This window comes from Pseudomonas sp. B21-056 (assembly GCF_026016325.1).
In the GTDB taxonomy this organism is placed as follows: domain Bacteria; phylum Pseudomonadota; class Gammaproteobacteria; order Pseudomonadales; family Pseudomonadaceae; genus Aquipseudomonas.
Map to the genome: position 1 here is coordinate 973497 of NZ_CP087203.1, position 23825 is coordinate 997321.

The following is a 23825-nucleotide window of genomic DNA, read 5'->3' on the forward strand; positions in this document are numbered from 1 at the left end:
CGTCCCGAGAGCCGAACGCGGAGCGTCCGTTGAGGCATTTCCACGCAGAGCGTGGGAACGATCAGTGGGAAAGTGGCTTATCATTAGCCACCTAACGACACCCCTCTCAAGGTCCCCGGCATGTTGGCAATTTTCCTCGAAACCCTGAACATCACCGCGCCGGTGTTTGCCATGCTGTTTCTGGGGGTGCTGCTCAAGCGCGTCAACTGGATCAACGACAATTTCATTCACACCGCCTCGTCCCTGGTGTTCAACGTCACCATGCCGGCGCTGTTGTTCCTCGGCATCCTCCACGCCGACCTGCATGCGGCGTTGCAGCCGGCCCTGCTGATCTATTTCTCCATCGCCACCCTGGTGAGCTTTGCCATGGCCTGGGGTTGGGCGATCTGGCGTTGCCCGCGGGAGGATCGCGGCATCTACACCCAAGGCGCGTTTCGTGGCAACAACGGGGTCATCGGCCTGGCGTTGGCGGCGAGCATGTACGGTGACTACGGGATTTCCCTGGGAGCGATCCTCGCGGCGCTGGTGATCCTGTTCTACAACACCTTGTCGACCATCGTGCTGGCGGTCTACAGCCCGGTGATCAAGTCCGACCCGTGGAGCATCTGCAAAAGCGTGTTCAGTAACCCGCTGATCATCAGCGTGATCGTCGCCGCGCCGTTCGCCTATTGGCAGATCGGCCTGCCGAACTGGTTTGAAACCTCAGGCAAATACCTCGCGCAGATGACCTTGCCCCTGGCGCTGATCTGCATCGGCGGCACGCTGTCGCTGGCGGCGTTGCGCAAGAGCGGCAGGATGGCCATGAGTTCGAGCCTGGTGAAGATGGTCGGCCTGCCGGTGCTGACCACCCTGGGGGCCTGGCTCTGGGGTTTTCGCGGGGCGGAACTGGGCATCCTGTTCCTGTACTTCGGCAGTCCCACCGCCGCCGCCAGCTTCGTCATGGCCCGCGCGGCCGATGGCAACCATGAGCTGGCGGCGGCGATCATTGTCATTACCACCTTGATGGCGGCGATCACCACAAACCTGGGGATCTTTGTGTTGCAGTGGGGTGGGTGGATCTAGGCTTGGGTTTCTGGTGTTCTTGAGGTCCAATCGCGAGCAGGCTCGCTCCCACATTCGACCGCGTTCCTTCTGAAGAAACCCCATCAACTGTGGGAGCGAGCCTGCTCGCGATAGCAATCTTCCTGTCACTCAGGCTTCTGGTAGCTATCGATCACTTCCTGCGCCGCCCGAAACGCATCGATCGCTGCTGGCACCCCGGCATACACCGCGCAATGCAGCAACGCCTCGCGAATCTCTTCCACCGTACAGCCATTGTTCAGCGCGCCACGCACATGGCCTTTGAGTTCCTGCGGGCATTTGAGGGCGGTGAGGGCGGCGAGGGTGATCAGGCTGCGGGTTTTCAACGGCAGGCCTTCACGGCTCCAGACGCTGCCCCAGGCATGTTCGTTGACGAAGTCCTGCAGGGGCTGGGTGAATTCGGTGGCGTTGCCCAGCGCACGGTCGACGAACGCATCGCCCATCACTTGGCGACGCATGTCCAGGCCGGTCTTTGGAGTGTCGGTCATGGCAAATCCCTCTTGTGGTGTTGGCGGCGCCAGGCGCGCACGGAGGTGAACAGCAAGAATGCGAGCAGGACCGGCAGCACGTAGAACAGCATCAGCCGTTCCAGTTGGCCGGCCAGGGGCATGCCGGTGGTGAACGACACCACGTGCAACCCGTAGGCCACGTACAAACCGAGGAACAGCAAGCCTTCGGCGCGGGTGACGCGATAACCGGAATAGAACACCGGCAGGCACAGCACCGCGACGCCGAGCATCACCGGCAGGTCGAAATCCAGGGCGTTCGGCGAAACCGAAAGCGGCGTCGGGGCGGCGAGGGCGGTCACCCCCAGCACGCCCAGCAGGTTGAACAGGTTGCTGCCGATCACGTTGCCCACCGCGATGTCGCGCTGGCCCCGCAACGCGGCGATCAGTGAGGTGGCGAGCTCCGGCAGCGAGGTGCTGACCGCGACGATGGTCAGGCCGATGATGCGCTCCGACAGCCCCAGGTCTGTCGCCACTTCCACCGCCGCGCCCAGCAGCAGGTGCCCGGCGAAAATCAGCATCGCCAGGCCGGCTGCGATCATCGACAGGCTCTTGAGCCAGGACGTCGGCGTCACGTCGACCGCTACGGCGTGGGGGCGCCCGGAGTGTTGCGACTGACGCAGCAACAGGCCCAGGTACACCGCCAGGGCGATCAGCAGCAGCATGCCGTCCAGCCGCGTCAGCTCTTCGTTCCAGGCCAGCACGAACACCAGCAGGCTGGCGCCGATCATCAGCGGGATGTCCAGGCGCACCAGTTGGCGCGAGACCCGCAACGGAATGATCAGCGCCGACAGGCCGAGGGTCACGAGGATGTTGAAGATGCCGCTGCCGATCACGCTGCCGACGGCGATGTCGGCGTTCTGCGCCAGGGTCGCTTGCAGGCTGACGGCCATCTGCGGCGCGCTGCTGCCGAAGGCGACGATGCTCAGGCCGATGATCAGTGGACGCACTTGCAAGCGCGCCGCCAGGCCGACGGCCGCACGCACCAGCAACTCGGCGCCGGCGATCAGCAACAGCAGGCCGCCGAACAATTCGATCAGGCTGAAAAGCGGTAAAGCGGCGAGTAGGGAAATGGCCGGGCTCCGTCTGTCAATCGTCGAGGGCTTGCACGCGCACCCGGGCGGTGCCGCTGCGCAACATGCCCAACTGCTCGGCGGCTTCGCGGGACACGTCGATCAGACGGCCTCGGGTATACGGGCCGCGGTCGTTGATACGGACCACGACACTGTCATTGTTGCCCAGGTTGGTGATTTTCACCCGTGTGCCGAATGGCAACTGGCGATGGGCGGCGGTCAGGCTGTGCTGGTCGAAACGCTCGCCGCTGGCGGTGCGCTTGCCGTGGTGCCTGGAACCGTAATAAGAGGCGACGCCGGTCTGGTCGTAGCCGTGAGGATCGACCGTCCCGCTCTGGCTGGCGCAACCGGCCAGCAGGGACAGCAGGGCGCAGGCGCCGAGGAGACGCTTCATTCTATGACCCCATGATCGTTCCCATGCTCTGCGTGGGAATGCAGCCCGTGACGCTCTGCGTCACAAAAAGCGGACGCGGAGCGTCCAGTGAGGCGTTCCCACGCAGAGCGTGGGAACGATCACCGTCTATAAGTCAGCCCTCGAGCTTGCTTTTCAGCAGTTCGTTGACCTGTTGCGGGTTGGCCTTGCCCTTGGAGGCTTTCATGGCCTGGCCGACGAAGAAGCCGAACATCTTGCCGCGCTTGGCTTCGTCTGCCGCACGGTATTGCTCGACCTGTTCGGCGTTGGCCGCGAGCATTTCATCGAGCACGGCGCTGATCGCCCCGGTGTCGGTGACCTGCTTCAAGCCGCGCTTCTCGATGATCTCGTCGGCGCTGCCTTCACCATTGGCCATGGCTTCGAAGACCATCTTGGCGATCTTGCCGGAGATGGTGTTGTCCTTGATCCGCAACAGCATGCCGCCCAGTTGCTCGGCCGACACCGGCGACTCGTCGATTTCCAGCCCCTGCTTGTTCAGCAGGCTGCCCAGTTCGACCATCACCCAGTTGGCCGCCAGCTTGGCGTCGCCGCCGATACCGACGACTTTTTCGAAGTAATCGGCCTGTTCGCGGCTGGTGGCCAGGACGTTGGCGTCGTAGCTCGACAGCCCGAACTGCGCCTGGAAGCGCTCGCGTTTCTGCGGTGGCAGTTCCGGCAGGGTGGCGCGCACTTCATCGAGGAACGAGTCTTCGATCACGACTGGCAGCAGGTCCGGGTCGGGGAAGTAACGGTAGTCGTTGGCTTCTTCCTTGCTGCGCATCGGACGGGTTTCGTCCTTGTTCGGGTCGTACAGGCGGGTCTGCTGGATGACCTTGCCGCCGTCCTCGATCAGTTCGATCTGGCGCTGGATCTCGCTGTTGATCGCCTTCTCGATGAAGCGGAACGAGTTGACGTTCTTGATCTCGCAGCGGGTGCCGAATTCGGCCTGGCCCTTGGGACGGATCGACACGTTGCAGTCGCAGCGCAGCGAACCTTCGGCCATGTTGCCGTCGCAGATGCCCAGGTAGCGCACCAGTGCATGGATCGCCTTGACGTAGGCCACGGCTTCCTTGGCGCTGCGCATGTCCGGTTCGGAGACGATTTCCAGGAGCGGCGTGCCGGCACGGTTCAGGTCGATGCCGGTGGCACCGTTGAATTCTTCGTGCAGGCTCTTGCCGGCGTCTTCTTCCAGGTGCGCCCGGGTGATGCCGACGCGCTTGACCGTGCCGTCTTCCAGGGCGATGTCCAGGTGGCCCTTGCCGACAATCGGCAGTTCCATCTGGCTGATCTGGTAGCCCTTGGGCAGGTCCGGGTAGAAGTAGTTCTTGCGGGCGAACACGTTGTGCTGGCCGATCTCGGCGTCAATCGCCAGGCCGAACATCACCGCCATGCGCACCGCTTCGGCGTTGAGCACCGGCAACACCCCGGGCATGCCCAGGTCAACCAGGCTGGCCTGGGTGTTGGGCTCGGAGCCGAACGTGGTGGAACTGCCGGAAAAGATTTTCGACCGGGTGGTGAGCTGGGTATGAATCTCCAGCCCGATCACGACTTCCCATTGCATGTGTTTCTCCTCAGAAGCCGGTTGGGGTGCGGGTGTGCCAGTCAGTGTTCAACTGATACTGGTGAGCCACGTTGAGCAGGCGGCCTTCCTGGAAATACGGCGCGAGCAGTTGCACGCCCACCGGCAGGCCATCGACGAAACCGGCCGGCATGGACAGGCCCGGCAAACCGGCGAGGTTGGCGGTGATGGTGTAGACGTCTTCCAGGTAGGCAGCGACCGGGTCGCTGTTCTTGGCGCCGAGTTTCCAGGCCGGGTTCGGCGTGGTCGGGCCGAGGATGATGTCGACCTCGTTGAAGGCGGCCATGAAGTCGTTCTTCACCAGGCGGCGGATTTTCTGCGCCTTGAGGTAGTAGGCGTCGTAGTAGCCTGCGGACAAGGCGTAGGTACCGACCATGATCCGCCGCTGCACTTCGGCACCGAAGCCTTCGCCACGGGAGCGCTTGTACAGGTCGATCAGGTTTTCCGGGTTCTCGCAGCGATAGCCGAAGCGCACGCCGTCGAAACGCGACAGGTTCGAGGAGGCTTCCGCCGGGGCGATCACATAATAGGCAGGAATCGCGTGCTGCATGTTCGGCAGGCTGATTTCCTTGACCACCGCGCCGAGCTTTTCCAGCTCCTTGACGCTGTTCTGGATCAGTTCGGCGATGCGCGGGTCGAGGCCGGCGCCGAAGTACTCCTTCGGCACGCCGATGCGCAGGCCTTGCAGGGAGCCGTTGAGGCCGGCGCTGTAGTCCGGCACCGGTTCATCGATGCTGGTGGAGTCGTTCGGGTCGAAGCCGGCCATGCCTTGCAGCAGGATCGCGCAGTCTTCGGCGGTGCGCGCCAGTGGGCCGCCCTGGTCGAGGCTCGACGCGTAGGCAATCATGCCCCAGCGCGACACGCGGCCGTAGGTGGGCTTGAGACCGGTGAGGTTGGTGAACGCCGCCGGCTGGCGAATCGAGCCGCCGGTGTCGGTGGCAGTGGCGGCCGGCAACAGGCGGGCGGCCACGGCGGCGGCGGAACCGCCGGACGAACCGCCCGGTACGTGTTCCAGGTTCCAGGGGTTTTTCACCGCGCCGTAGTGGCTCGACTCGTTGGCCGAGCCCATGGCGAATTCGTCCATGTTGGTCTTGCCCAGGGTCACGGTGCCGGCGGCGGCCAGCTTGGCGACCACGGTGGCGTCGTACGGGGCCTTGAAGTTGTCGAGCATCTTCGAGCCGCAGCTGGTGCGTACGCCCTGGGTGCAGAACAGGTCCTTGTGGGCGATCGGCGCGCCGAGCAGGGCGCCGCTTTCACCGTTGGCACGGCGGGCGTCGGCGGCCTTGGCCTGGCTCAGGGCCAGTTCTTCGGTGACGCTGATGAAGCTGTTGAGCTGCGGGTCGAGCTGGGCGATGCGCGCCAGCAGGGCCTTGGTCAGCTCTTCGGAGGAAAACTTTTTATCGGCGAGTCCGCGGGCGATCTCGGCCAGTGTCATGTGATGCATGAGAGGCTCTTTCCCTTTAGTCGATGACTTTCGGAACCAGGTACAGGCCGTTTTCGACCGCTGGCGCGATGGACTGGTAGGCCTCGCGGTTATCGGGTTCGGTCACGACGTCGGCGCGCAGGCGCTGGCTGGCTTCCAGTGGGTGGGCCAGCGGTTCGATACCGTCGGTATTGACCGCCTGCATCTCGTCGACCAGCCCCAGAATGCTGTTCAGGGCAGAAGTGATGTGTGGAAGATCGGCTTCATTGAGGCCCAGGCAGGCCAGATGAGCGATTTTTTCCACGTCGGAGCGTTCAAGCGCCATGGGATTCTCCAGTGGAAAACAGAACGGACGCAATCTGTCCGTGTGTTAGATTGTCGGAACACTACCGCATTTCTACGGTCCAGTGCCCTGTATCACAAATACTGTTCCTTTTTTGACGGCGTCTATTGCCGTCATGCTGCGTTGCCGCTTCTCGCCATAGCGGGCTATGACTCGTCGCGGCGCCTTGCCTGACGACAATAGCCACTCGTCAAAAAAGGAACGTATTCGCGAAACAGGGCATTGGCCGCGATTGTAGGGTTTGGTGCACAGAAAAGCGGCCAATTTAACATATTGGCGCCTTGCCCAAAATCCCTGTCGTTGTTAGAGTTTGCCGCACTTTTTTACCCACGCGTTGCCTAGGGTCCCTTTCCCATGTTCAAGAAACTGCGTGGCATGTTTTCCAGCGATCTTTCCATTGACCTGGGCACTGCCAACACCCTTATTTACGTGCGCGAGCGCGGTATCGTCCTGAATGAACCCTCGGTCGTGGCCATCCGCACCCACGGTAACCAGAAAAGTGTCGTGGCTGTTGGTACCGAAGCCAAGCGCATGCTGGGCCGTACACCGGGCAACATCGCCGCCATTCGTCCGATGAAGGACGGCGTGATCGCCGATTTCAGCGTCTGCGAAAAGATGCTGCAGTACTTCATCAACAAGGTTCACGAAAACAGTTTCCTGCAGCCCAGCCCTCGCGTGCTGATCTGCGTGCCCTGCAAGTCCACCCAGGTGGAGCGTCGTGCCATCCGTGAATCGGCCCTGGGTGCCGGTGCTCGCGAGGTGTTCCTGATCGAAGAGCCGATGGCCGCTGCCATCGGTGCCGGCCTGCCGGTGGAAGAAGCCCGTGGCTCGATGGTGGTCGACATCGGCGGCGGCACTACCGAGATCGCGCTGATCTCCCTCAACGGTGTGGTCTACGCCGAATCCGTACGTGTGGGCGGCGACCGTTTCGACGAAGCGATCATCACCTACGTGCGCCGCAACTACGGCAGCCTGATCGGCGAGTCCACCGCCGAGCGCATCAAGCAGGAAATCGGCACGGCCTACCCGGGCGGTGAAGTGCGTGAAGTCGACGTGCGTGGCCGTAACCTGGCCGAAGGTGTTCCTCGCGCATTCACGCTGAATTCCAACGAAGTCCTGGAGGCTCTGCAGGAGTCCCTGGCGACTATCGTCCAGGCGGTGAAAAGCGCCCTGGAGCAGTCGCCGCCGGAACTGGCTTCCGACATCGCCGAGCGCGGCCTGGTGCTGACCGGTGGTGGCGCATTGTTGCGTGACCTCGACAAGTTGCTGGCCCAGGAAACCGGCCTGCCGGTGATCGTTGCCGAAGACCCGTTGACCTGCGTTGCCCGCGGCGGTGGTCGTGCGCTGGAAATGATGGACAAGCACACCATGGACCTGCTCTCCAGCGAATAAGTCTCGCCGGATGGTCTATGTTGTTCGCTTCCGGGCAGCACTTTGCAGTGCTGCCCGTTGGCGTTTATCTTCTGTCATTCGTATCCAGGCCGGTTTGATGCCGTATGAATAAAGAGAACATTTGCCTGGGAGGAGCGGCTTATTAAACCGCTTTTTGCCAAAGGCCCCTCGTTGGGTGTGCGCCTGCTGGTGCTGGCCGTGCTATCGGTTGCGCTGATGGTGGTCGATGCCCGCTTCACACTGCTCAAGCCAGTGCGCAGCCAGATGTCGCTGGTGTTGATGGAATCCTATTGGATCACCGACCTGCCGCAACGGCTGTGGCAAGGTGTGGCCAGCCAGTTTGGCAGCCGGACCGAGCTGGTCGCTGAAAACGAAAAACTCAAGACCGAGAACCTGCTGTTGCAGGGGCGCCTGCAGAAGCTGGCGGCCCTCACCGAGCAGAACGTGCGGTTGCGTGAGTTGCTCAATTCCTCTGCGCTGGTCAACGAAAAGGTCGAAGTGGCCGAGCTGATCGGCATGGACCCCAACCCTTTCACCCACCGGATCGTCATCAACAAGGGTGAGCGCGACGGTGTGGTCCTCGGCCAGCCGGTGCTCGACGCCCGTGGCCTGATGGGCCAGGTGGTGGAGTTGATGCCCTACACGTCTCGGGTGCTGTTGCTGACCGACACCACCCATAGCATCCCTGTGCAGGTCAACCGCAACGGCTTGCGGGCGATTGCCAGTGGTACCGGCAACCCGGAGCGCCTGGAATTGCGGCACGTGGCCGACACCGCCGATATCAAGGAAGGCGACCTGCTGGTCAGCTCCGGCCTCGGCCAGCGCTTCCCGGCGGGTTACCCGGTGGCGACGGTCAAGGAAGTGATCCATGACTCCGGCCAGCCATTCGCGATTGTCCGTGCGGTACCGACCGCCGCGCTGAACCGCAGCCGATACCTGTTGTTGGTGTTCAGCGACAACCGCACACCTGAAGAGCGTGCCAACGACGCTGCCGTGGCCCAGGAAGCCCAGGACCGACAAGGCCGCGAAGCGGCTGCCCCCGGCACTGCCGCACCAGCGTCGGGCGCTACGCCGACTCCATCCGTGTCGACACCGGCGACGCCGGCCCCGGCAACCACGCCGGCTGCTGCCCCGGCCACGACGCCTGCCAGGTCGGCTGCGCCTGCAACGCCAGCTCCGGCACCGGCCAGGTCGGCCGCTCATGCACCGGCCACTCATGCACCAGCGGCCCAACCGGCCCAACCGGCGCGACCTGCGGCCAAGCCACCTGCCGTTGCGCCAGCCACCAGGGGAGCACGAGAAGAATGAGCAGTACCCGATCCGGTAACGGCTGGATGGTCTGGTTGACCTTCGCCATCGGCCTGTTGCTCAGCGTTTCGCCGCTGCCGCAATTCATGGAAATCCTGCGTCCGTTGTGGCTGGCCTTGCTGCTGGCTTTCTGGGCGTTGGCGCTGCCGCACAAGGTGGGCATGGTCACCGCCTGGTGTCTGGGGCTGGCCGAGGACGTGCTCTATGGGACGTTGCTGGGGCAGAACGCGCTGATCCTGACCTTGATCACTTTCCTGGTGCTGTCGCTGCAACAGCGCCTGCGGATGTTCCCGATGTGGCAACAATGCCTGGTGATCCTGGTGATCTTCGGTCTGGCGCAACTGGTACAGCTGTGGCTCAGCGCGCTGACCGGCAATCGCCAGCCGACCCTGGCACTGGTGCTGCCGGCCCTGGTCAGCGCCTTGCTCTGGCCCTGGGTCAGCTTCGGTTTGCGTGGCCTGCGCCTGCGTTTCAAAATCAACTGATTGGCTGGGGCTCAAGCGGGAGATGCATTGATGAAACCGCTTTACCTCGCCTCAGGCTCGCCACGCCGGCGTGAGCTGCTCACGCAGATCGGCGTACCGTTTACCGCCATCCGTGCGGACATCGATGAAACTCCCCTGGACCACGAAACCCCATCGGCCTATGTCGAACGCCTGGCGCGCGGCAAGGCCGAGGCCGGACGGCGTACCCTGACCGGTGAGGAGGGTTGCGTGCTGGGTGCTGACACGGCGGTGGTGCTGGAGGGACGGATCCTCGGCAAACCCCTGGACCAGGCCGACTCCCAGGCGATGCTCATGAGCCTGTCCGGTCGCGACCATGAAGTGCTGACTGCCATTGCCCTGCTGGACGGCGAACGCTGCGAGTCCCGCGTGGTTAGCAGCCGGGTGCGTTTTCGCCCCATCACCGAGCAGGAAGCGCTGGCCTACTGGGCCAGCGGCGAACCCCGGGACAAGGCCGGTGGCTATGGCATCCAGGGCCTGGGGGCGGTGTTCGTCGCCGGGCTCGAAGGCAGTTATTCGGCCGTGGTCGGCCTGCCATTGTGTGAAACCGCAGTACTGTTGGGCCATTTCGGCATACCCTGTTGGCAAACCTTGAACGCGCGTTGAACGCCGTCTGACCAGATGCAGCCATTATCGTGAAAATGTCTGAACGAGACCCTGCCATGAGTGAAGAGATCCTGATCAACATCACGCCGATGGAATCGCGCGTGGCGGTGGTTGAAAACGGTGTGCTGCAAGAGGTTCATGTCGAGCGCACGCAAAAGCGTGGCATCGTCGGCAACATCTACAAGGGCAAGGTGGTGCGGGTACTGCCGGGCATGCAGGCGGCGTTCGTCGATATCGGCCTGGACCGGGCGGCGTTCATCCATGCTTCGGAAATTTCCATGCGCGAAGGACCCGCCGTGGAAAGCATCGGCGCGTTGGTCCACGAAGGCCAGAGCCTGGTGGTGCAGGTGACCAAGGACCCCATCGGTTCCAAGGGCGCACGCCTGACCACCCAACTGTCCATTCCGTCACGCTATCTGGTGTACATGCCACGCACCGCCCATGTCGGTATTTCCCTGAAGATCGAGGACGAGGCCGAGCGCGAGCGCCTCAAACAGGTGGTCAGCGATTGCGTGGAGAAAGAAGGCATCAAGGAGGCCGGCGGTTTCATCCTGCGTACCGCTGCCGAAGGCGCCGGGGCCGATGAGATTCTCATGGACATCCGTTACCTGCGAAGGCTCTGGGACCAGATCGCCGCGCAGATCAAGACCATCGCCACGCCCAGCGTGATCTACGAAGACCTGGGCCTGGCGCTGCGCACGCTACGGGACCTGGTCAGCCCCAAGATCGAGAAAATCCGTATCGACTCCCGGGAAACCTTCCAGAAGACCACCCAGTTCGTGGCCGAGTTGATGCCGGAAATTGCCGACCGTCTCGAGCATTATCCCGGTGAGCGGCCGATTTTCGACCTGTACGGGGTCGAAGACGAAATCCAGAAAGCCCTGGAGCGCAAGGTGCCGCTCAAGTCCGGCGGCTACCTGGTGGTCGATCCCGCCGAGGCCATGAGCACCATCGACGTCAACACCGGGGCGTTCGTCGGCCATCGCAACCTCGAAGAAACCATCTTCAAGACCAACCTGGAAGCGGCCACCGCCATCGCCCGCCAACTGCGCCTGCGCAACCTGGGCGGGATCATCATCATCGACTTCATCGACATGGAAGACGAAGAGCACCAGCGCCAGGTGCTGAGGACCCTGGAAAAGCAACTTGAGCGCGACCACGCCAAGACCAACATCATCGGCATCACCGAGTTGGGCCTGGTGCAGATGACCCGCAAGCGCACCCGCGAGAGCCTCGAGCAAGTGCTGTGCGAGCCGTGCAGCGCCTGCCAGGGCCGGGGCAAGCTGAAGACCCCGGAAACCGTGTGTTACGAAATCTTCAGGGAAATTCTCCGGGAAGCGCGCGCCTACCAGGCCACCGGCTATAGAGTGTTGGCGAACCAGAAAGTGGTGGACCGCCTGCTCGATGAGGAGTCGGGTAATGTCGCGGAGCTGGAGGCCTTTATCGGGCGCACGATCCGCTTCCAGGTAGAAACCATGTACTCCCAGGAACAATACGACGTTGTGCTGCTCTGAAGTGGCTCCTGACGCGGTGGTCCCGCCGATTTGAATACCTTTGCCTGGGGAGTCCACTGACATGGAGCGTTTGACCCGCATTCTGGCCGCGCTGACCCGCTGGGGGCTGGGCCTGTGCGCGCTGCTGCTGGTGCTGCTGGCGTTGTATGTCAGCCTCGGGCGGGAACTGGCGCCGCTGGTGGCCGAATACCGCGCCGAGATCGAGAACCGGGCCACCGAAGCGCTGGGCATGCCGTTGCACATCGGCAGCCTGGAGGGCAAGTGGAGCGGCCTGGCGCCGGTTCTGCAGGCAAGCGACGTGATGATCGGCGAAGGGGCCAATGCCATGCACCTGGATGAGGTGCGTGCCGTGCCGGACATCTGGGACAGCCTGCTGGCCGGTCAGGTGCGCATCGCCCACCTGGAGCTCGGTGGCCTGAAAATCAGCCTCAAGGAAGGCGCCGACGGCAAATGGGCCCTGGAAGGGCTGCCGGTCAAGGAGGATCAGCCGTTCGACCCGCAGCAATTGTTCGATCGCATGCAGGTGGTCTCGAAGCTCTCGATCCTCGACAGCCAGGTGACCTTGCAGCCCCTGGATCAAGCGCCGCTGACCCTGACCTATGTCGGCCTGAGCCTCAGGACCGGCGTCAGTCGCCAACGCCTGGATGCGCGCCTGACCCTGCCCGACGGGCAACCGGTGGCAATCAACCTGCGGACCCGCATCCGCGCCGCCGACTGGAAGAACGGTCAGGTCGATGCCTACCTGAGCCTGCCGCAGAGCGATTGGTCGAAATGGCTGCCGAAGCGTCTGACCCGGCAATGGAATTTCTCCCAGGCCAAGGCCGGCGGCGAGTTCTGGCTGAGTTGGGGGGACGGCACACTGCAAAGCGCCGCCGTGCGCCTGAATGCGCCGGACATCACCGGCGCCTATGCCGAGCGCAAGCCGGTACAGATCCGCAACCTGGCACTCAACGGGTATTTCCAGCGCGGCAGCGAGGGCTTCACCGCGACGTTCGATTCCCTGGCGATGAGCCTGGGGGAAACCCGCTGGGAGTCGCGCCTGCAACTGCAGCAGAGCGCGGCCACCGAGAAGGCTGAAGAACTCTGGCACCTGCAGGCCGATCGCCTCGACCTGACCCCGCTTACGCCCTTGCTCAATGCTTTGGCGCCGTTGCCCGAGGGGGCCGCGACGGCCATCGACCGCCTCAAGTTCACTGGCGCCCTGCGCAATGTGTGGATGGACTATCGACCGCAGAATGCCGGTGATCGCAAGGTCAGCTTTGCCACCAACCTGGACACGGTGGGCTTTAATGCTTATCACGGCGCTCCGGCGGCGCGTAACGTCTCTGGCAGCCTCAGCGGCGACCTCGGCGGCGGCGAGCTGCGCATGGACAGCAAGGATTTTTCCCTGCACCTGGACCCGATCTTCGCCAAGCCCTGGCAATACCTGCAAGCCAATGCGCGGCTGACCTGGAAGCTCGACCAGCAAGGCTTCACCCTGATCGCACCCTACCTGAAGGTGCTGGGGGAGGAGGGCCGGATTGCCGGCGATTTCCTGATCCGCCTGCATTTCGACCACAGCCAGGAAGACTACATGGACCTGCGGGTCGGCCTGGTGGATGGCGATGGGCGCTACACCGCCAAGTACCTGCCGGCGGTGCTGAGCCCGGCCCTGGATGAGTGGTTGCGCACGGCTATCGTCAAGGGCGCCGTGGATGAAGGTTTTTTCCAGTACCAGGGTTCGCTGAACCACGGCGCCGAGGACACGGCCCGCAGCATCAGCCTGTTCTTCAAGGTGCATGACGCCGAGCTGGCCTTCCAGCCGGGCTGGCCTTCGGTCGGCAAGGTCAGTGGCGATGTCTTCGTCGAAGACAGTGGCGTGCGCATCTTCGCCAGCCAGGGGCAATTGCTCGACACCCAGGTCAAAGACGTAGCGGTGAACATTCCCCATGTCCCGAGTGGCCAGCACTCCCATCTGTTGCTGGATGGCGGATTCGCCGGAGGCTTGGGGGACGGGCTGAAAATCCTCCAGACGGCGCCGATCGGCACGGCCGAGACGTTCGCCGGCTGGGAAGGCGAAGGCGGCCTGCAAGGCAATGTGAAGCTCGATATCCCGTTGGCCAAGGGCGACCAACCGAAGATCCTGGTGGACTTCCGCACCGACAACGCCCGACTCAAGCTCAGCGAACCGGTGCTGGAGCTGACCCAGCTCAAGGGTGATTTCCGCTTCGACAGCAGTAAGGGCTTGAGCGGCAAGAACATCGCGGCCCGGGCGTTCGAGCGACCGTTGACGGCACAGATTTTTGCCGATGGCCGTGCCGGTGCGCTCAATACCCGAGTGGTTGCGTCCGGGCGGCTGGAAGTCAAGAAACTCACCGACTGGCTGAACGTCACCCAGCCGTTGCCCGTGTCCGGGGTCGTTCCGTACCAGTTGCAGGTGATTCTCGACGGAGCCGACAGCCAGTTGTCGGTCAGCTCCAACCTCAAGGGCGTGGCGGTGGACCTGCCGGCGCCCTTCGGCATGACGGCCGATACCGGGCGCGACACGCTGTTTCGCATGACGCTGCAAGGGCCGGAGCGGCGTTACTGGGTCAATTATGGTGACCTCGCCAGCTTCACTTACGCAGCGCCGGGCGGGAAGATGGCCGACGGTCGCGGCGAGCTGTTGCTGGGGAGCGGCGATCCTGTCTTGCCTGGAGTCAAAGGGCTGCGACTGCGCGGGGCGCTTTCGGAGCTGGATGTCGGGCCGTGGCAGGACCTGATGAACAAGTATGCCGGACAGGACCCGAGCGGCAGCGCCAGGCAATTGCTCAGCAGCGCTGATCTCAAGGTGGGCAAACTCACGGCGATGGGGACGACCCTGGAACAGGCATCGGTGCAGCTCGACCGTAAGCCGGATGCCTGGGCCTTGCGACTCGACAGCCAGCAGGCCAAGGGCAACGCCAGCCTGCCGGATGCGAAGACCGCCCCGATCGGGATCAAGCTTGATTACGTTCGCCTGCCGGCCGCTGACCCGACGGTACAGGCCGACGAAAACGCGCCGGACCCGTTGGCATCGGTGGATCCCACCCGGATCCCGGCCATGGATATCGCAATCGACCAGTTGTTCCAAGGCCCGGATCTGATCGGCGCCTGGTCGTTGAAGGTGCGTCCGACCAGCAAAGGCATCGCGTTGAACAATCTGGACATGGGCCTCAAGGGCATGGTGTTGCAGGGCAGTGGCGGCTGGGAAGGCGTACCCGGTTCCACCCGCAGTTGGTACAAGGGCCGCATCGGCGGCAAGAATCTGGCCGATGTGCTCAAGGGCTGGGGATTCGCCCCGAGCGTGACCAGCCAGGACTTCCACATGGACGTCGATGGCAATTGGCCTGGCTCGCCGGCGTGGGTCGCGACCAAGCGCTTTTCCGGCAGCCTCGACGCGTCGTTGAACAAGGGCCAGTTCATCGAGGTCGAGGGTAGCGCCCAGGCGTTGCGGGTGTTCGGCCTGCTGAACTTCAACTCTATCGGCCGGCGGCTGCGCCTGGACTTCTCCGACCTTTTCGGCAAGGGCCTGAGCTACGATCGGGTCAAGGGGCTGCTGGTGGCGAGCAACGGTGTCTACGTGACCCGTGAACCCATTACCCTGACGGGGCCTTCGAGCAATCTGGAACTCAACGGAACGCTGGATATGGTGGCCGACCGGGTCGATGCCAAGTTGCAGGTAACATTGCCGGTGACCAACAACCTGCCGATTGCCGCGCTGATTGTCGGCGCGCCGGCGGTGGGCGGCGCGCTGTTTCTGATCGACAAACTGATCGGCGACCGCGTGGCGCGTTTTGCCAGCGTAAGATATGACGTCAAGGGACCGTGGAAAGAGCCGAAGATCACTTTCGACAAGCCGTTCTGACGTCGATCGTTCCCACGCTCTGCGTGGGAATGCCGCCTGGGGCGCTCTGCGCCCCTGTGACGCGGAGCGTCACTTGATGCGCACGCGGAGCGTGGGAACGAGATGAGACAGGAGGGAAGCACCATGCCAGTCGCAGTGATTCAAATGGTCAGCCAAAGCGATGTGCTCGCCAACCTGGCACGTGCCCGTGTACTGCTGGAACAGGCCGCCGCTGGCGGTGCGCGGTTGGCGGTGCTGCCGGAAAACTTCGCGGCGATGGGGCGGCGGGACGTGGCCGACATCGGTCGCGCCGAAGCCTTTGGTCAGGGACCGATCCTGCCCTGGTTGAAACAGGTCGCCCGTGACCTCAGGTTATGGATTGTGGCCGGCACGTTGCCTTTGCCGCCGGTGGACCGGCCCGAGGCCAAGGCTCATGCCTGTTCGTTGCTGGTGGACGATCAGGGCCAGATCGTGGCGCGGTACGACAAGCTGCATCTGTTCGACGTGGATGTGGCTGACAATCGTGGGCGCTACCGTGAGTCTGATGACTATGCTTATGGCGGCAATGTGGTGGTCGCCGATACGCCGGTGGGAAGGATTGGCCTGACGGTCTGCTACGACTTGCGTTTCCCGGAGCTTTACAGCGAGCTGCGGGCGGCCGGCGCGGAATTGATCACGGCCCCCTCGGCGTTTACCGCCGTGACCGGTGCGGCTCATTGGGAGGTGCTGATCCGCGCCCGGGCCATCGAAACCCAGTGCTATGTGCTGGCGGCCGCCCAGGGTGGCGTGCATCCGGGGCCTCGGGAAACCTTTGGCCACGCGGCGATTGTCGACCCCTGGGGGCGGGTGCTGGCGCAACAGGATCAAGGCGAAGCCGTGTTGTTGGCCGAGCGCGACAGCAGCGAACAGGCGTCCATCCGGGCGCGCATGCCGGTGGCCAGCCATCGGCGCTTTTTCTCGCAGGGCGCTCGACAGCGGCCTGTCCAAGACGACGAATTCAAGGCGTAAAACATATGAGCGGGTTGTTGTCCTCAGTCAGTGAACACCTTCTAGCCCCCGGCGGCGTGACCCTCGAAAGCCTGCAAGGCGTGCTGGGCGACCTGGCCGGCCCGGGTATCGATGCGGCCGACCTGTATTTCCAGGGCCAGATCTCCGAGTCCTGGTCGCTGGAAGACGGCATCGTCAAGGAAGGCAGTTTCAACCTGGACCAGGGCGTAGGCGTGCGTGCCCAGTCCGGCGAAAAAACCGGCTTTGCCTACAGCAATGCCATTACCCTCGAAGCCTTGGGGGCCGCGGCCCGTGCGGCGCGTTCGATTTCCCGGGCCGGGCAGAACGGCACGGTCCAGGCGTTCAGTAGCCAGGACGTTGCGCAGTTGTATGCGCCGGATAATCCGTTGGAAGTCATGAGCCGCGCCGAAAAGGTCGAACTGCTCAAGCGCATCGACGTCGCTACCCGTGCCCTCGATCCGCGTATCCAGCAGGTGTCGGTGAGCATGGCCGGTGTCTGGGAGCGCATCCTGGTGGCGTCCACCGACGGCGGCCTGGCGGCGGATGTACGGCCGCTGGTGCGCTTCAATGTCAGCGTGATCGTCGAGCAGAACGGTCGCCGCGAGCGGGGTGGGCATGGTGGCGGCGGGCGTACCGACTACCGCTATTTCCTCAACGAAGACCGCGCGATGGGCTACGCCCGAGAGGCTTTGCGTCAGGCGCTGGTCAACCTCGAAGCGATTCCGGCGCCGGCCGGTACGTTGCCGGTGGTGTTGGGGTCCGGCTGGTCCGGCGTCCTGCTGCACGAAGCAGTAGGGCATGGCCTGGAAGGCGATTTCAACCGCAAGGGCAGCTCAGCCTACAGCGGGCGCATGGGCGAAATGGTTGCTTCGAAACTCTGCACCATTGTCGACGACGGCACCTTGGCCGGGCGGCGCGGCTCGCTGAGCGTCGACGACGAAGGCACCCCGACCGAGTGCACCACGCTGATCGAGAACGGCGTCCTCAAGGGCTACATGCAGGACAAGCTCAACGCCCGGCTGATGGGTGTGGCCCGTACCGGCAACGGCCGCCGTGAGTCGTATGCGCACCTGCCGATGCCGCGCATGACCAACACCTACATGCTCGGTGGCCAGAGTGATCCGGCGGAGATCATCGCCTCGGTGAAAAAGGGCATCTACTGCGCCAACCTCGGCGGCGGCCAGGTGGACATCACCAGCGGCAAGTTCGTGTTCTCCACCAGCGAGGCCTACCTGATCGAGGACGGCAAGATCACCGCGCCGGTCAAAGGCGCGACGCTGATCGGTAACGGACCGGAGGCGATGAGCAAGGTGTCGATGGTCGGTAACGACCTGGCCCTGGACAGCGGCGTAGGGACATGCGGCAAGGACGGGCAGTCGGTGCCGGTGGGTGTCGGTCAGCCGACCCTGAAGATTGATGCGATTACCGTGGGTGGCACGGGCGCGTAGGAGCTGCCGAAGGCTTCGATCTTTTGATCTTTCGCCCTGGATTCAATTGTCTGGGGAAAGATCGCAGCCTCGTTGCACTCGACAGCTCCTACAAGTGCGTTACTCAGCGCAGGCCGCGTTGAGTCTCGTCCAGTTCACGGATGTACTTGAAGATTTTACGGCTCGAAGCCGGCGGCTTGTTCTGCGCCACTTCGTGCTGGGCCTGACGGATCAGGGAGCGCAGTTGCTGGCGATCGGCCTCCGGGTAGTCGATGACGAACTTTTCCAGGGTGCCGTCGTCGCCTGCGATCAGGCGATCGCGCCAGCGTTCCAGGTTATGGAAGCGTTCGTTGTACTGCCGGGTGGAGGCATCGAGTTGATCGAGCAGAACCAGGATGGCGTCAGTGTCCTGATCGCGCATCAGTTTGCCGATGAACTGCAGGTGCCGTTTACGCGCGATATTCGCGGTGTGCTTGGGCGCATCGGCCAGGGCCCGGCGCAAGGCGTCGGTCAAGGGCAGTTTGGCCAGCAAGTCCGGCTTGAGTGTTGTCAGGCGCTCGCCGAGGTCAACCAGAGCATGCAGCTCGCGTTTGACCTGGGATTTGCTTTTTTCACCCTCGTAGAGGGAGTCGTCGTAAGAATCAACCATGGGGGCAGTCCGCAAAGAAACGCCGCCATGATAACCAGTCGGGGGCCGCTTGTCCGGCCCGGTCGCTCGAAGGCCTTACCGAAAGCAGAATTTGAGTGGAGAAAGCCATGAGTGCAGTTCAGAGCGTCGGCCCGCAGGCATTGCCGGCACTGCAGGAGCAGGTCGAGCAGATCCTTGCCGAAGCCAAGCGACAGGGCGCCAGCGCCTGTGAGGTGGCGGTGTCCCTGGAACAGGGCCTGTCGACGTCGGTACGCCAGCGTGAAGTGGAAACTGTCGAATTCAATCGCGACCAGGGTTTCGGTATCACCTTGTACGTCGGCCAGCGCAAGGGCTCGGCCAGTACGTCGGCCAGCGGCCCGGATGCCATTCGCGAAACCGTCGCCGCAGCGCTGGCGATCGCCCAGCACACCTCCGAGGACGAAGCCTCGGGCCTGGCCGATGCCGCCCTGATGTGCAAGGAGTCGCGGGACTTCGACCTGTTCCACGCCTGGGACATCACCCCCGAGCAGGCCATCGAGCAGGCGTTGCGCTGTGAAGCGGCGGCGTTCGATACCGACCCGCGGATCAAGAACGCCGACGGCACGACGCTCAATACCCATCAGGGCTGCCGGGTGTACGGTAACAGCCACGGTTTCATCGGCGGTTATGCGTCGACCCGTCACAGCCTCAGTTGCGTAATGATCGCCGAAGCCAACGGCCAGATGCAGCGCGATTACTGGTACGACGTGAACCGCCAGGGCAGTCTGTTGGCAGATCCGTTGTCGATCGGCCAGAAGGCCGCGCAACGGGCGGCCAGCCGCCTGGGCGCGCGACCGGTACCGACCTGTGAAGTGCCGGTGCTGTTTGCCGCCGAGCTGGCCGGTGGATTGTTCGGCAGCTTCCTGTCGGCGGTTTCCGGCGGCAACCTGTATCGCAAATCCTCGTTCCTCGAAGGTGCGCTGGGCCAGAAACTGTTCCCGGAATGGATGACTATCGACGAACGCCCGCACCTGATGCAGGCCATGGGCAGTTCGGCGTTCGACGGCGATGGCCTGGCCACCTATGCCAAGCCGTTCGTGGAGAAGGGGGAGCTGGTGTCCTACATCCTCGGCACGTATTCGGGCCGCAAACTCGGCATGCCGAGCACCGCCAATGCCGGTGGTGTGCACAACCTGTTCGTAACCCACGGCGAAGAGGACCAGGCGGCCTTGCTGCGGCGGATGGGGCGAGGCTTGCTGGTGACCGAGTTGATGGGCCATGGCCTGAACATGGTCACCGGGGACTATTCCCGTGGCGCGGCAGGTTTCTGGGTCGAGAATGGCGAGATCCAGTTCCCGGTCCAGGAAGTGACCATTGCCGGCAACATGCGCGATATGTTCAAGCAGATCGTGGCCGTGGGCAATGATCTGGAACTGCGCAGCAACATCCGCACCGGTTCGGTGCTGATCGAGCGGATGACGGTGGCGGGTAGCTGACTTTCATTGCGATAAAAAAGGCGCGGCATCCATTGGATGACGCGCCTTTTTAATGTGTAAAAGCATCCTGTGGCGAGGGGATTTATCCCCGCAGGGCTGCTTCGCAGCCCAGCGGGGATAAATCCCCTCGCCACAACAGTCTTGCGGTGTCAGCCACCTTCGTCGAAGTAGTTGTTGATCAGGGTCACCAGCGCATCCATCGCCTCCTGCTCCTGCTCGCCTTGGGTTTCCAGGTAGATCTTGGTGCCCTTGCCCGCTGCGAGCATCATCATTGCCATGATGCTCTTGCCATCGACCGTGGCCTCCGGCGTACGACCGACCCGGATGGTGGTGTCCTTGAACTGGCCTGCCACCCCGACGAACTTGGCTGACGCGCGGGCATGCAAGCCCAGCTTGTTGATGATTTCAATTTCCCGAGCAGGCATCGCGATGTGGATCCTTTAGCTGAGGTCGCGGTGGCGAACCTGGACGTTCTTCAGGGATTGTTGCAGGAGCTGGCCCAGGCGCTCGGTCAGGTAGACGGAGCGGTGATGACCACCGGTACAACCGATGGCGATCGTGACATAGGCGCGGTTGCTTGCGGCAAAGCGGGGCAGCCATTTAAGCAGGTAGCCGGAGATGTCCTGGAACATTTCCTCGACATCCGGCTGGGCCGCCAGGTAGTCGATCACCGGTTGATCCAGCCCGGACTGCTCGCGCAGTTCCGGTTTCCAATAAGGGTTGGGCAGGCAGCGCACATCGAACACCAGGTCGGCGTCTACCGGCATGCCACGCTTGAAGCCGAACGACTCCACCAGGAACGCGGTGCCCGGTTCCGGCTGGTTCAGCAAACGCAACTTGATGGTGTCACGCAGCTGATACAGGTTCAGGTTCGTGGTGTTGACCTTGAGGTCCGCCAGGTCGGCGATCGGCCCCAACAGCTGGCTTTCGTCTTCGATGGCTTCGGCCAGCGAGCGGTTGGCGTTGCTCAGGGGGTGGCGCCGCCGGGTCTCGGAAAAGCGCTTGAGCAGGGTTTCATCATCGGCATCCAGATACAGCACGTCGCACTGGATATGCCGGTTGCGCACTTCCTCGAGCAGTTCGGGAAAGCGCGACAGGTGGCTTGGCAGGTTGCGCGCGTCGACGGAAACCGCCACCAGCGGTTGCGCCAGCTCGGTGTGGATCAGCGCCCGCTCGGCCAACTCCGGCAGCAGGCCGGCCGGCAGGTTGTCGATGCAATAGTAGCCGCTGTCCTCAAGCACATTGAGGGCCGTGCTTTTACCGGAGCCGGAGCGGCCGCTGACGATGATCAGGCGCATGATTAATGACCGTTCTGCTCGTCCAGGACAACCTGATACAAGGCTTCGTTGCTCGATGCGCCGCGCAGCCTGTCGCGCACTTCCTTGCGGTCCAGCATGCTGGCGATCTGGCGGAGCAGTTCAAGGTGCTTGTCGGTTGCCGCTTCCGGGACCAGCAGGACGAACAGCAGGTCGACCGGTGCGCCATCGATGGCGTCGAAATCTATGGGGGCTTCAAGGTGCAGCAGCGCGCTGATCGGCGTGGCACAACCCTTGAGGCGGCAATGGGGAATGGCGATGCCGTTGCCAAAACCGGTGGAACCGAGTTTTTCACGGGCAACGAGGGCCTCGAAAACGTCCTGCATTTCCAGATCCGGTACTTCCCGGTGGATCAGGTTGGCGATTTGTTCGAGGGCTTTCTTCTTGCTGCCTCCCGGCGCGTTCACCTGGGAACGGCCGGGGGTCAGGATGGATTCTAGTCGGATCATGGATTGGGGGGGTTAACGACCGGTTGCGCCTTGGAGCAGGCTCTGGGTCTTTTCCTTATGCTTTTTGAGTTGGCGATCCAGCTTGTCGGTCAGCAGGTCAATCGCGGCATACATGTCTGTGTGCTCCGCGTTGGCAACCACCTCTCCACCGGGAATATGCAACGTGGCTTCGATTTTCTGCAGCAGCTTCTCGACGTTCATCGTGACCTGCACGTTGGTGATCTTGTCGAAATGCCTTTCCAATCGGTCGAGTTTTTCGCCGATGTACGTACGCAGGGGTTCGGTCACTTCCAGTTGGTGTCCACTGATGTTGACTTGCATACAGCTTCTCCTTCGTTGCCAGTGCATAAAGCGGCAGGCAGAAATGCCTGCCACTGGAACGCTGTGGCGTGGCCTGTTACATCAACCGCTTGCGTTCGCTCGAAGGTGCAATCCCTAGGGATTCACGGTATTTGGCGACGGTACGGCGGGCCACCTGAATGCCTTGTGCCTCCAGTAAACCAGCGATCTTGCTGTCACTCAACGGCTTTTTCTGATTTTCCGCAGCCACCAGTTTCTTGATGATCGCGCGGATGGCCGTGGATGAGCATTCTCCGCCCTCGGAGGTGCTGACGTGACTGGAGAAAAAATATTTCAATTCGTAGATACCCCGTGGGGTATGCATGAATTTCTGCGTGGTCACCCGGGAGATTGTCGACTCGTGCATGCCCACTGCCTCGGCAATGTCGTGCAGGACCAACGGCTTCATCGCTTCGTCGCCGTAGTCCAGGAAGCCGCGTTGATGTTCCACGATCTGGGTGGCGACCTTCATCAGCGTTTCGTTGCGGCTTTGCAGGCTCTTGATGAACCAGCGCGCTTCCTGCAACTGGTTACGCATGAAGGTGTTGTCGGCGCTGGTATCGGCGCGCCTTACAAAACCTGCGTACTGGGCGTTGACCCGCAGCTTGGGCACCGATTCCTGGTTCAGTTCCACCAGCCAGCGATCGTTGTGCTTGCGCACGATCACATCGGGCACCACGTATTCGGGCTCGGTGGCCTCGATCTGCGAGCCCGGGCGTGGGTTGAGGCTCTGGACCAGTTCGATCACCTGGCGCAGCTCATCTTCCTTGAGCTTCATGCGCCGCATCAGCTGGCTATAGTCGCGGCCGCCCAGCAGGTCGATATAGTCGGTGACCAGTCGCTTGGCCTCGGCCAGCCACGGCGTCTTGGCGGGCAGCTGGCGCAGTTGCAGCAGCAGGCACTCACCCAGGTTGCGGGCGCCGATGCCGGCCGGCTCGAACTGCTGGATACGGTGCAGGACGGCTTCGATCTCGTCCAGCTCGATGTCCAGCTCGGGATCGAAGGCCTCGAGGATTTCTTCGAGGGTCTCGTCCAGGTAGCCCTGGTTGTTGATGCAGTCGATCAGGGTCACGGCGATCAGGCGATCGGTGTCGGACATCGGCGCCAGGTTCAACTGCCACAGCAGGTGGCTTTGCAGGCTTTCGCCGGCAGAGGTGCGGGTGGTGAAGTCCCACTCGTCATCATCGCCGCTGGGCAGGCTGCTGGCGCTGGTCTGGTAGACGTCTTCCCAGGCTGTGTCCACGGGCAGATCGTTGGGGATGCGTTCGTTCCATTCGCCATCCTCGAGGTTATCCACCGTCGGGGCGGCTTCCTCCTGGTAAGACGGTTCCTGGATCTCGGTATTGGGTTTGTGCTCGACGTTGTCGGCCAGCGGATCGGTATTGTCGAAGTCGTCGCCTTCTTCCTGGCGTTCGAGCATCGGATTGGATTCCAGGGCCTCCTGGATTTCCTGTTGCAGGTCCAGGGTCGACAATTGGAGCAGGCGGATGGCCTGTTGCAGCTGCGGTGTCATCGTCAGCTGCTGGCCCATTCTCAAGACTAGCGATGGTTTCATGGCAGGGGCTTAACACCTTATTCGCCGGCGCACATGCGCCATCCA

At 62.9% G+C, this 23825-nt stretch carries 22 protein-coding genes; 10 read left to right on the forward strand and 12 right to left on the reverse strand.

Annotation, left to right across the window (positions count from 1 at the left end):
- The first annotated feature begins 120 nt into the window (after positions 1-120).
- Positions 121-1062 (forward strand): AEC family transporter, encoded by a 942-nt coding sequence (locus tag LOY67_RS04115; protein WP_265066062.1) that lies wholly within the window; start codon positions 121-123, stop codon positions 1060-1062.
- Positions 1063-1187: 125 nt separating this feature from the next.
- Here the strand turns inward: LOY67_RS04115 and LOY67_RS04120 are convergent, their stop codons facing one another.
- The 6 genes from LOY67_RS04120 to gatC form a co-directional block, all read right to left on the reverse strand.
- Positions 1188-1568: a carboxymuconolactone decarboxylase family protein gene (locus LOY67_RS04120; RefSeq protein ID WP_003177973.1), complete on the reverse strand. Its 381-nt coding sequence runs from the start codon at positions 1566-1568 to the stop codon at positions 1188-1190.
- Positions 1565-2626, reverse strand: coding sequence for a calcium/sodium antiporter (locus tag LOY67_RS04125; protein ID WP_265067697.1), 1062 nt, complete (start codon positions 2624-2626; stop codon positions 1565-1567). The genes LOY67_RS04120 and LOY67_RS04125 overlap by 4 nt, the downstream gene beginning before the upstream one ends.
- Positions 2627-2675: 49 nt before the next feature.
- On the reverse strand, positions 2676-3053 hold the full coding sequence (locus LOY67_RS04130) for a septal ring lytic transglycosylase RlpA family protein (protein WP_265066063.1): 378 nt from the start codon (positions 3051-3053) through the stop codon (positions 2676-2678).
- 133 nt (positions 3054-3186) lie between these two features.
- A complete protein-coding gene (gatB, locus tag LOY67_RS04135) occupies positions 3187-4632 on the reverse strand; it encodes an Asp-tRNA(Asn)/Glu-tRNA(Gln) amidotransferase subunit GatB (protein WP_265066064.1) in 1446 nt (481 codons plus the stop codon).
- Between the two features lie 10 nt (positions 4633-4642).
- Positions 4643-6094, reverse strand: a complete 1452-nt coding sequence (gatA, locus tag LOY67_RS04140; protein ID WP_265066065.1) for an Asp-tRNA(Asn)/Glu-tRNA(Gln) amidotransferase subunit GatA — start codon at positions 6092-6094, stop codon at positions 4643-4645.
- 16 nt (positions 6095-6110) lie between these two features.
- Positions 6111-6398: an Asp-tRNA(Asn)/Glu-tRNA(Gln) amidotransferase subunit GatC gene (gatC, locus tag LOY67_RS04145; protein ID WP_024777473.1), complete on the reverse strand. Its 288-nt coding sequence runs from the start codon at positions 6396-6398 to the stop codon at positions 6111-6113.
- A gap of 372 nt (positions 6399-6770) precedes the next feature.
- Between gatC and mreB the strand changes: the two genes are divergently transcribed.
- The 8 genes from mreB (at position 6771) to tldD (ending at position 18039) form a co-directional block, all read left to right on the forward strand.
- On the forward strand, positions 6771-7808 hold the full coding sequence (gene mreB, locus LOY67_RS04150; RefSeq protein WP_002555108.1) for a rod shape-determining protein MreB: 1038 nt from the start codon (positions 6771-6773) through the stop codon (positions 7806-7808).
- A 189-nt stretch (positions 7809-7997) separates the two neighbouring features.
- Positions 7998-9116 (forward strand): rod shape-determining protein MreC, encoded by a 1119-nt coding sequence (gene mreC, locus LOY67_RS04155; protein WP_413776197.1) that lies wholly within the window; start codon positions 7998-8000, stop codon positions 9114-9116.
- Positions 9113-9601, forward strand: coding sequence for a rod shape-determining protein MreD (mreD, locus tag LOY67_RS04160; protein ID WP_265066066.1), 489 nt, complete (start codon positions 9113-9115; stop codon positions 9599-9601). Before mreC ends, mreD begins: the two co-directional genes overlap by 4 nt.
- 30 nt (positions 9602-9631) lie before the next feature.
- Positions 9632-10225, forward strand: a complete 594-nt coding sequence (locus LOY67_RS04165; protein ID WP_265066067.1) for a Maf family protein — start codon at positions 9632-9634, stop codon at positions 10223-10225.
- 56 nt (positions 10226-10281) lie between these two features.
- Positions 10282-11739, forward strand: coding sequence for a ribonuclease G (gene rng / locus LOY67_RS04170; RefSeq protein WP_041024433.1), 1458 nt, complete (start codon positions 10282-10284; stop codon positions 11737-11739).
- A 61-nt stretch (positions 11740-11800) separates the two neighbouring features.
- Positions 11801-15604, forward strand: coding sequence for a YhdP family protein (locus LOY67_RS04175; protein WP_265066068.1), 3804 nt, complete (start codon positions 11801-11803; stop codon positions 15602-15604).
- Positions 15605-15727: 123 nt separating this feature from the next.
- Complete coding sequence (locus LOY67_RS04180; protein ID WP_265066069.1) at positions 15728-16591, forward strand: carbon-nitrogen hydrolase family protein; 864 nt, start codon at positions 15728-15730, stop codon at positions 16589-16591.
- Positions 16592-16596: 5 nt separating this feature from the next.
- A complete protein-coding gene (gene tldD, locus LOY67_RS04185; protein ID WP_265066070.1) occupies positions 16597-18039 on the forward strand; it encodes a metalloprotease TldD in 1443 nt (480 codons plus the stop codon).
- 103 nt (positions 18040-18142) lie between these two features.
- Here tldD and yjgA read toward each other — a convergent pair whose 3' ends face one another.
- On the reverse strand, positions 18143-18667 hold the full coding sequence (gene yjgA / locus LOY67_RS04190) for a ribosome biogenesis factor YjgA (RefSeq protein WP_003177995.1): 525 nt from the start codon (positions 18665-18667) through the stop codon (positions 18143-18145).
- A 107-nt stretch (positions 18668-18774) separates the two neighbouring features.
- Here yjgA and pmbA point away from each other — a divergent pair, with 107 nt between their 5' ends.
- The gene (gene pmbA / locus LOY67_RS04195) at positions 18775-20121 is read left to right on the forward strand and encodes a metalloprotease PmbA (protein WP_265066071.1); all 1347 of its coding nucleotides are present in this window, start codon (positions 18775-18777) and stop codon (positions 20119-20121) included.
- Positions 20122-20270: 149 nt separating this feature from the next.
- Here the strand turns inward: pmbA and LOY67_RS04200 are convergent, their stop codons facing one another.
- The 5 genes from LOY67_RS04200 to LOY67_RS04220 form a co-directional block, all read right to left on the reverse strand.
- On the reverse strand, positions 20271-20546 hold the full coding sequence (locus LOY67_RS04200) for an HPr family phosphocarrier protein (RefSeq protein ID WP_265066072.1): 276 nt from the start codon (positions 20544-20546) through the stop codon (positions 20271-20273).
- A 15-nt stretch (positions 20547-20561) separates the two neighbouring features.
- Positions 20562-21419: an RNase adapter RapZ gene (gene rapZ, locus LOY67_RS04205; protein ID WP_175361746.1), complete on the reverse strand. Its 858-nt coding sequence runs from the start codon at positions 21417-21419 to the stop codon at positions 20562-20564.
- 2 nt (positions 21420-21421) lie between these two features.
- Entirely contained in the window at positions 21422-21886 is a 465-nt protein-coding gene (gene ptsN, locus LOY67_RS04210; RefSeq protein WP_265066073.1) for a PTS IIA-like nitrogen regulatory protein PtsN, read from the reverse strand.
- A gap of 12 nt (positions 21887-21898) precedes the next feature.
- Positions 21899-22207 (reverse strand): ribosome hibernation-promoting factor, HPF/YfiA family, encoded by a 309-nt coding sequence (hpf, locus tag LOY67_RS04215; RefSeq protein ID WP_003178005.1) that lies wholly within the window; start codon positions 22205-22207, stop codon positions 21899-21901.
- Positions 22208-22283: 76 nt separating this feature from the next.
- Positions 22284-23780 (reverse strand): RNA polymerase factor sigma-54, encoded by a 1497-nt coding sequence (locus tag LOY67_RS04220; RefSeq protein ID WP_265066074.1) that lies wholly within the window; start codon positions 23778-23780, stop codon positions 22284-22286.
- Between the last annotated feature and the right edge of the window lie 45 nt (positions 23781-23825).

Coding starts and splice junctions, on each gene's coding strand:
- LOY67_RS04180 (WP_265066069.1), top strand. CDS start 15,728: ATGCCAGTCGCAGTGATTCAAATGGTCAGCCAAAGCGATGTGCTCGCC.
- LOY67_RS04130 (WP_265066063.1), bottom strand. CDS start 3,053: ATGAAGCGTCTCCTCGGCGCCTGCGCCCTGCTGTCCCTGCTGGCCGGT.
- pmbA (WP_265066071.1), top strand. CDS start 18,775: ATGAGTGCAGTTCAGAGCGTCGGCCCGCAGGCATTGCCGGCACTGCAG.
- LOY67_RS04165 (WP_265066067.1), top strand. CDS start 9,632: ATGAAACCGCTTTACCTCGCCTCAGGCTCGCCACGCCGGCGTGAGCTG.
- LOY67_RS04220 (WP_265066074.1), bottom strand. CDS start 23,780: ATGAAACCATCGCTAGTCTTGAGAATGGGCCAGCAGCTGACGATGACA.
- rng (WP_041024433.1), top strand. CDS start 10,282: ATGAGTGAAGAGATCCTGATCAACATCACGCCGATGGAATCGCGCGTG.
- mreD (WP_265066066.1), top strand. CDS start 9,113: ATGAGCAGTACCCGATCCGGTAACGGCTGGATGGTCTGGTTGACCTTC.
- yjgA (WP_003177995.1), bottom strand. CDS start 18,667: ATGGTTGATTCTTACGACGACTCCCTCTACGAGGGTGAAAAAAGCAAA.
- tldD (WP_265066070.1), top strand. CDS start 16,597: ATGAGCGGGTTGTTGTCCTCAGTCAGTGAACACCTTCTAGCCCCCGGC.
- LOY67_RS04175 (WP_265066068.1), top strand. CDS start 11,801: ATGGAGCGTTTGACCCGCATTCTGGCCGCGCTGACCCGCTGGGGGCTG.
- gatA (WP_265066065.1), bottom strand. CDS start 6,094: ATGCATCACATGACACTGGCCGAGATCGCCCGCGGACTCGCCGATAAA.
- ptsN (WP_265066073.1), bottom strand. CDS start 21,886: ATGATCCGACTAGAATCCATCCTGACCCCCGGCCGTTCCCAGGTGAAC.
- gatB (WP_265066064.1), bottom strand. CDS start 4,632: ATGCAATGGGAAGTCGTGATCGGGCTGGAGATTCATACCCAGCTCACC.
- rapZ (WP_175361746.1), bottom strand. CDS start 21,419: ATGCGCCTGATCATCGTCAGCGGCCGCTCCGGCTCCGGTAAAAGCACG.
- hpf (WP_003178005.1), bottom strand. CDS start 22,207: ATGCAAGTCAACATCAGTGGACACCAACTGGAAGTGACCGAACCCCTG.
- LOY67_RS04115 (WP_265066062.1), top strand. CDS start 121: ATGTTGGCAATTTTCCTCGAAACCCTGAACATCACCGCGCCGGTGTTT.
- LOY67_RS04200 (WP_265066072.1), bottom strand. CDS start 20,546: ATGCCTGCTCGGGAAATTGAAATCATCAACAAGCTGGGCTTGCATGCC.
- gatC (WP_024777473.1), bottom strand. CDS start 6,398: ATGGCGCTTGAACGCTCCGACGTGGAAAAAATCGCTCATCTGGCCTGC.
- LOY67_RS04120 (WP_003177973.1), bottom strand. CDS start 1,568: ATGACCGACACTCCAAAGACCGGCCTGGACATGCGTCGCCAAGTGATG.
- mreB (WP_002555108.1), top strand. CDS start 6,771: ATGTTCAAGAAACTGCGTGGCATGTTTTCCAGCGATCTTTCCATTGAC.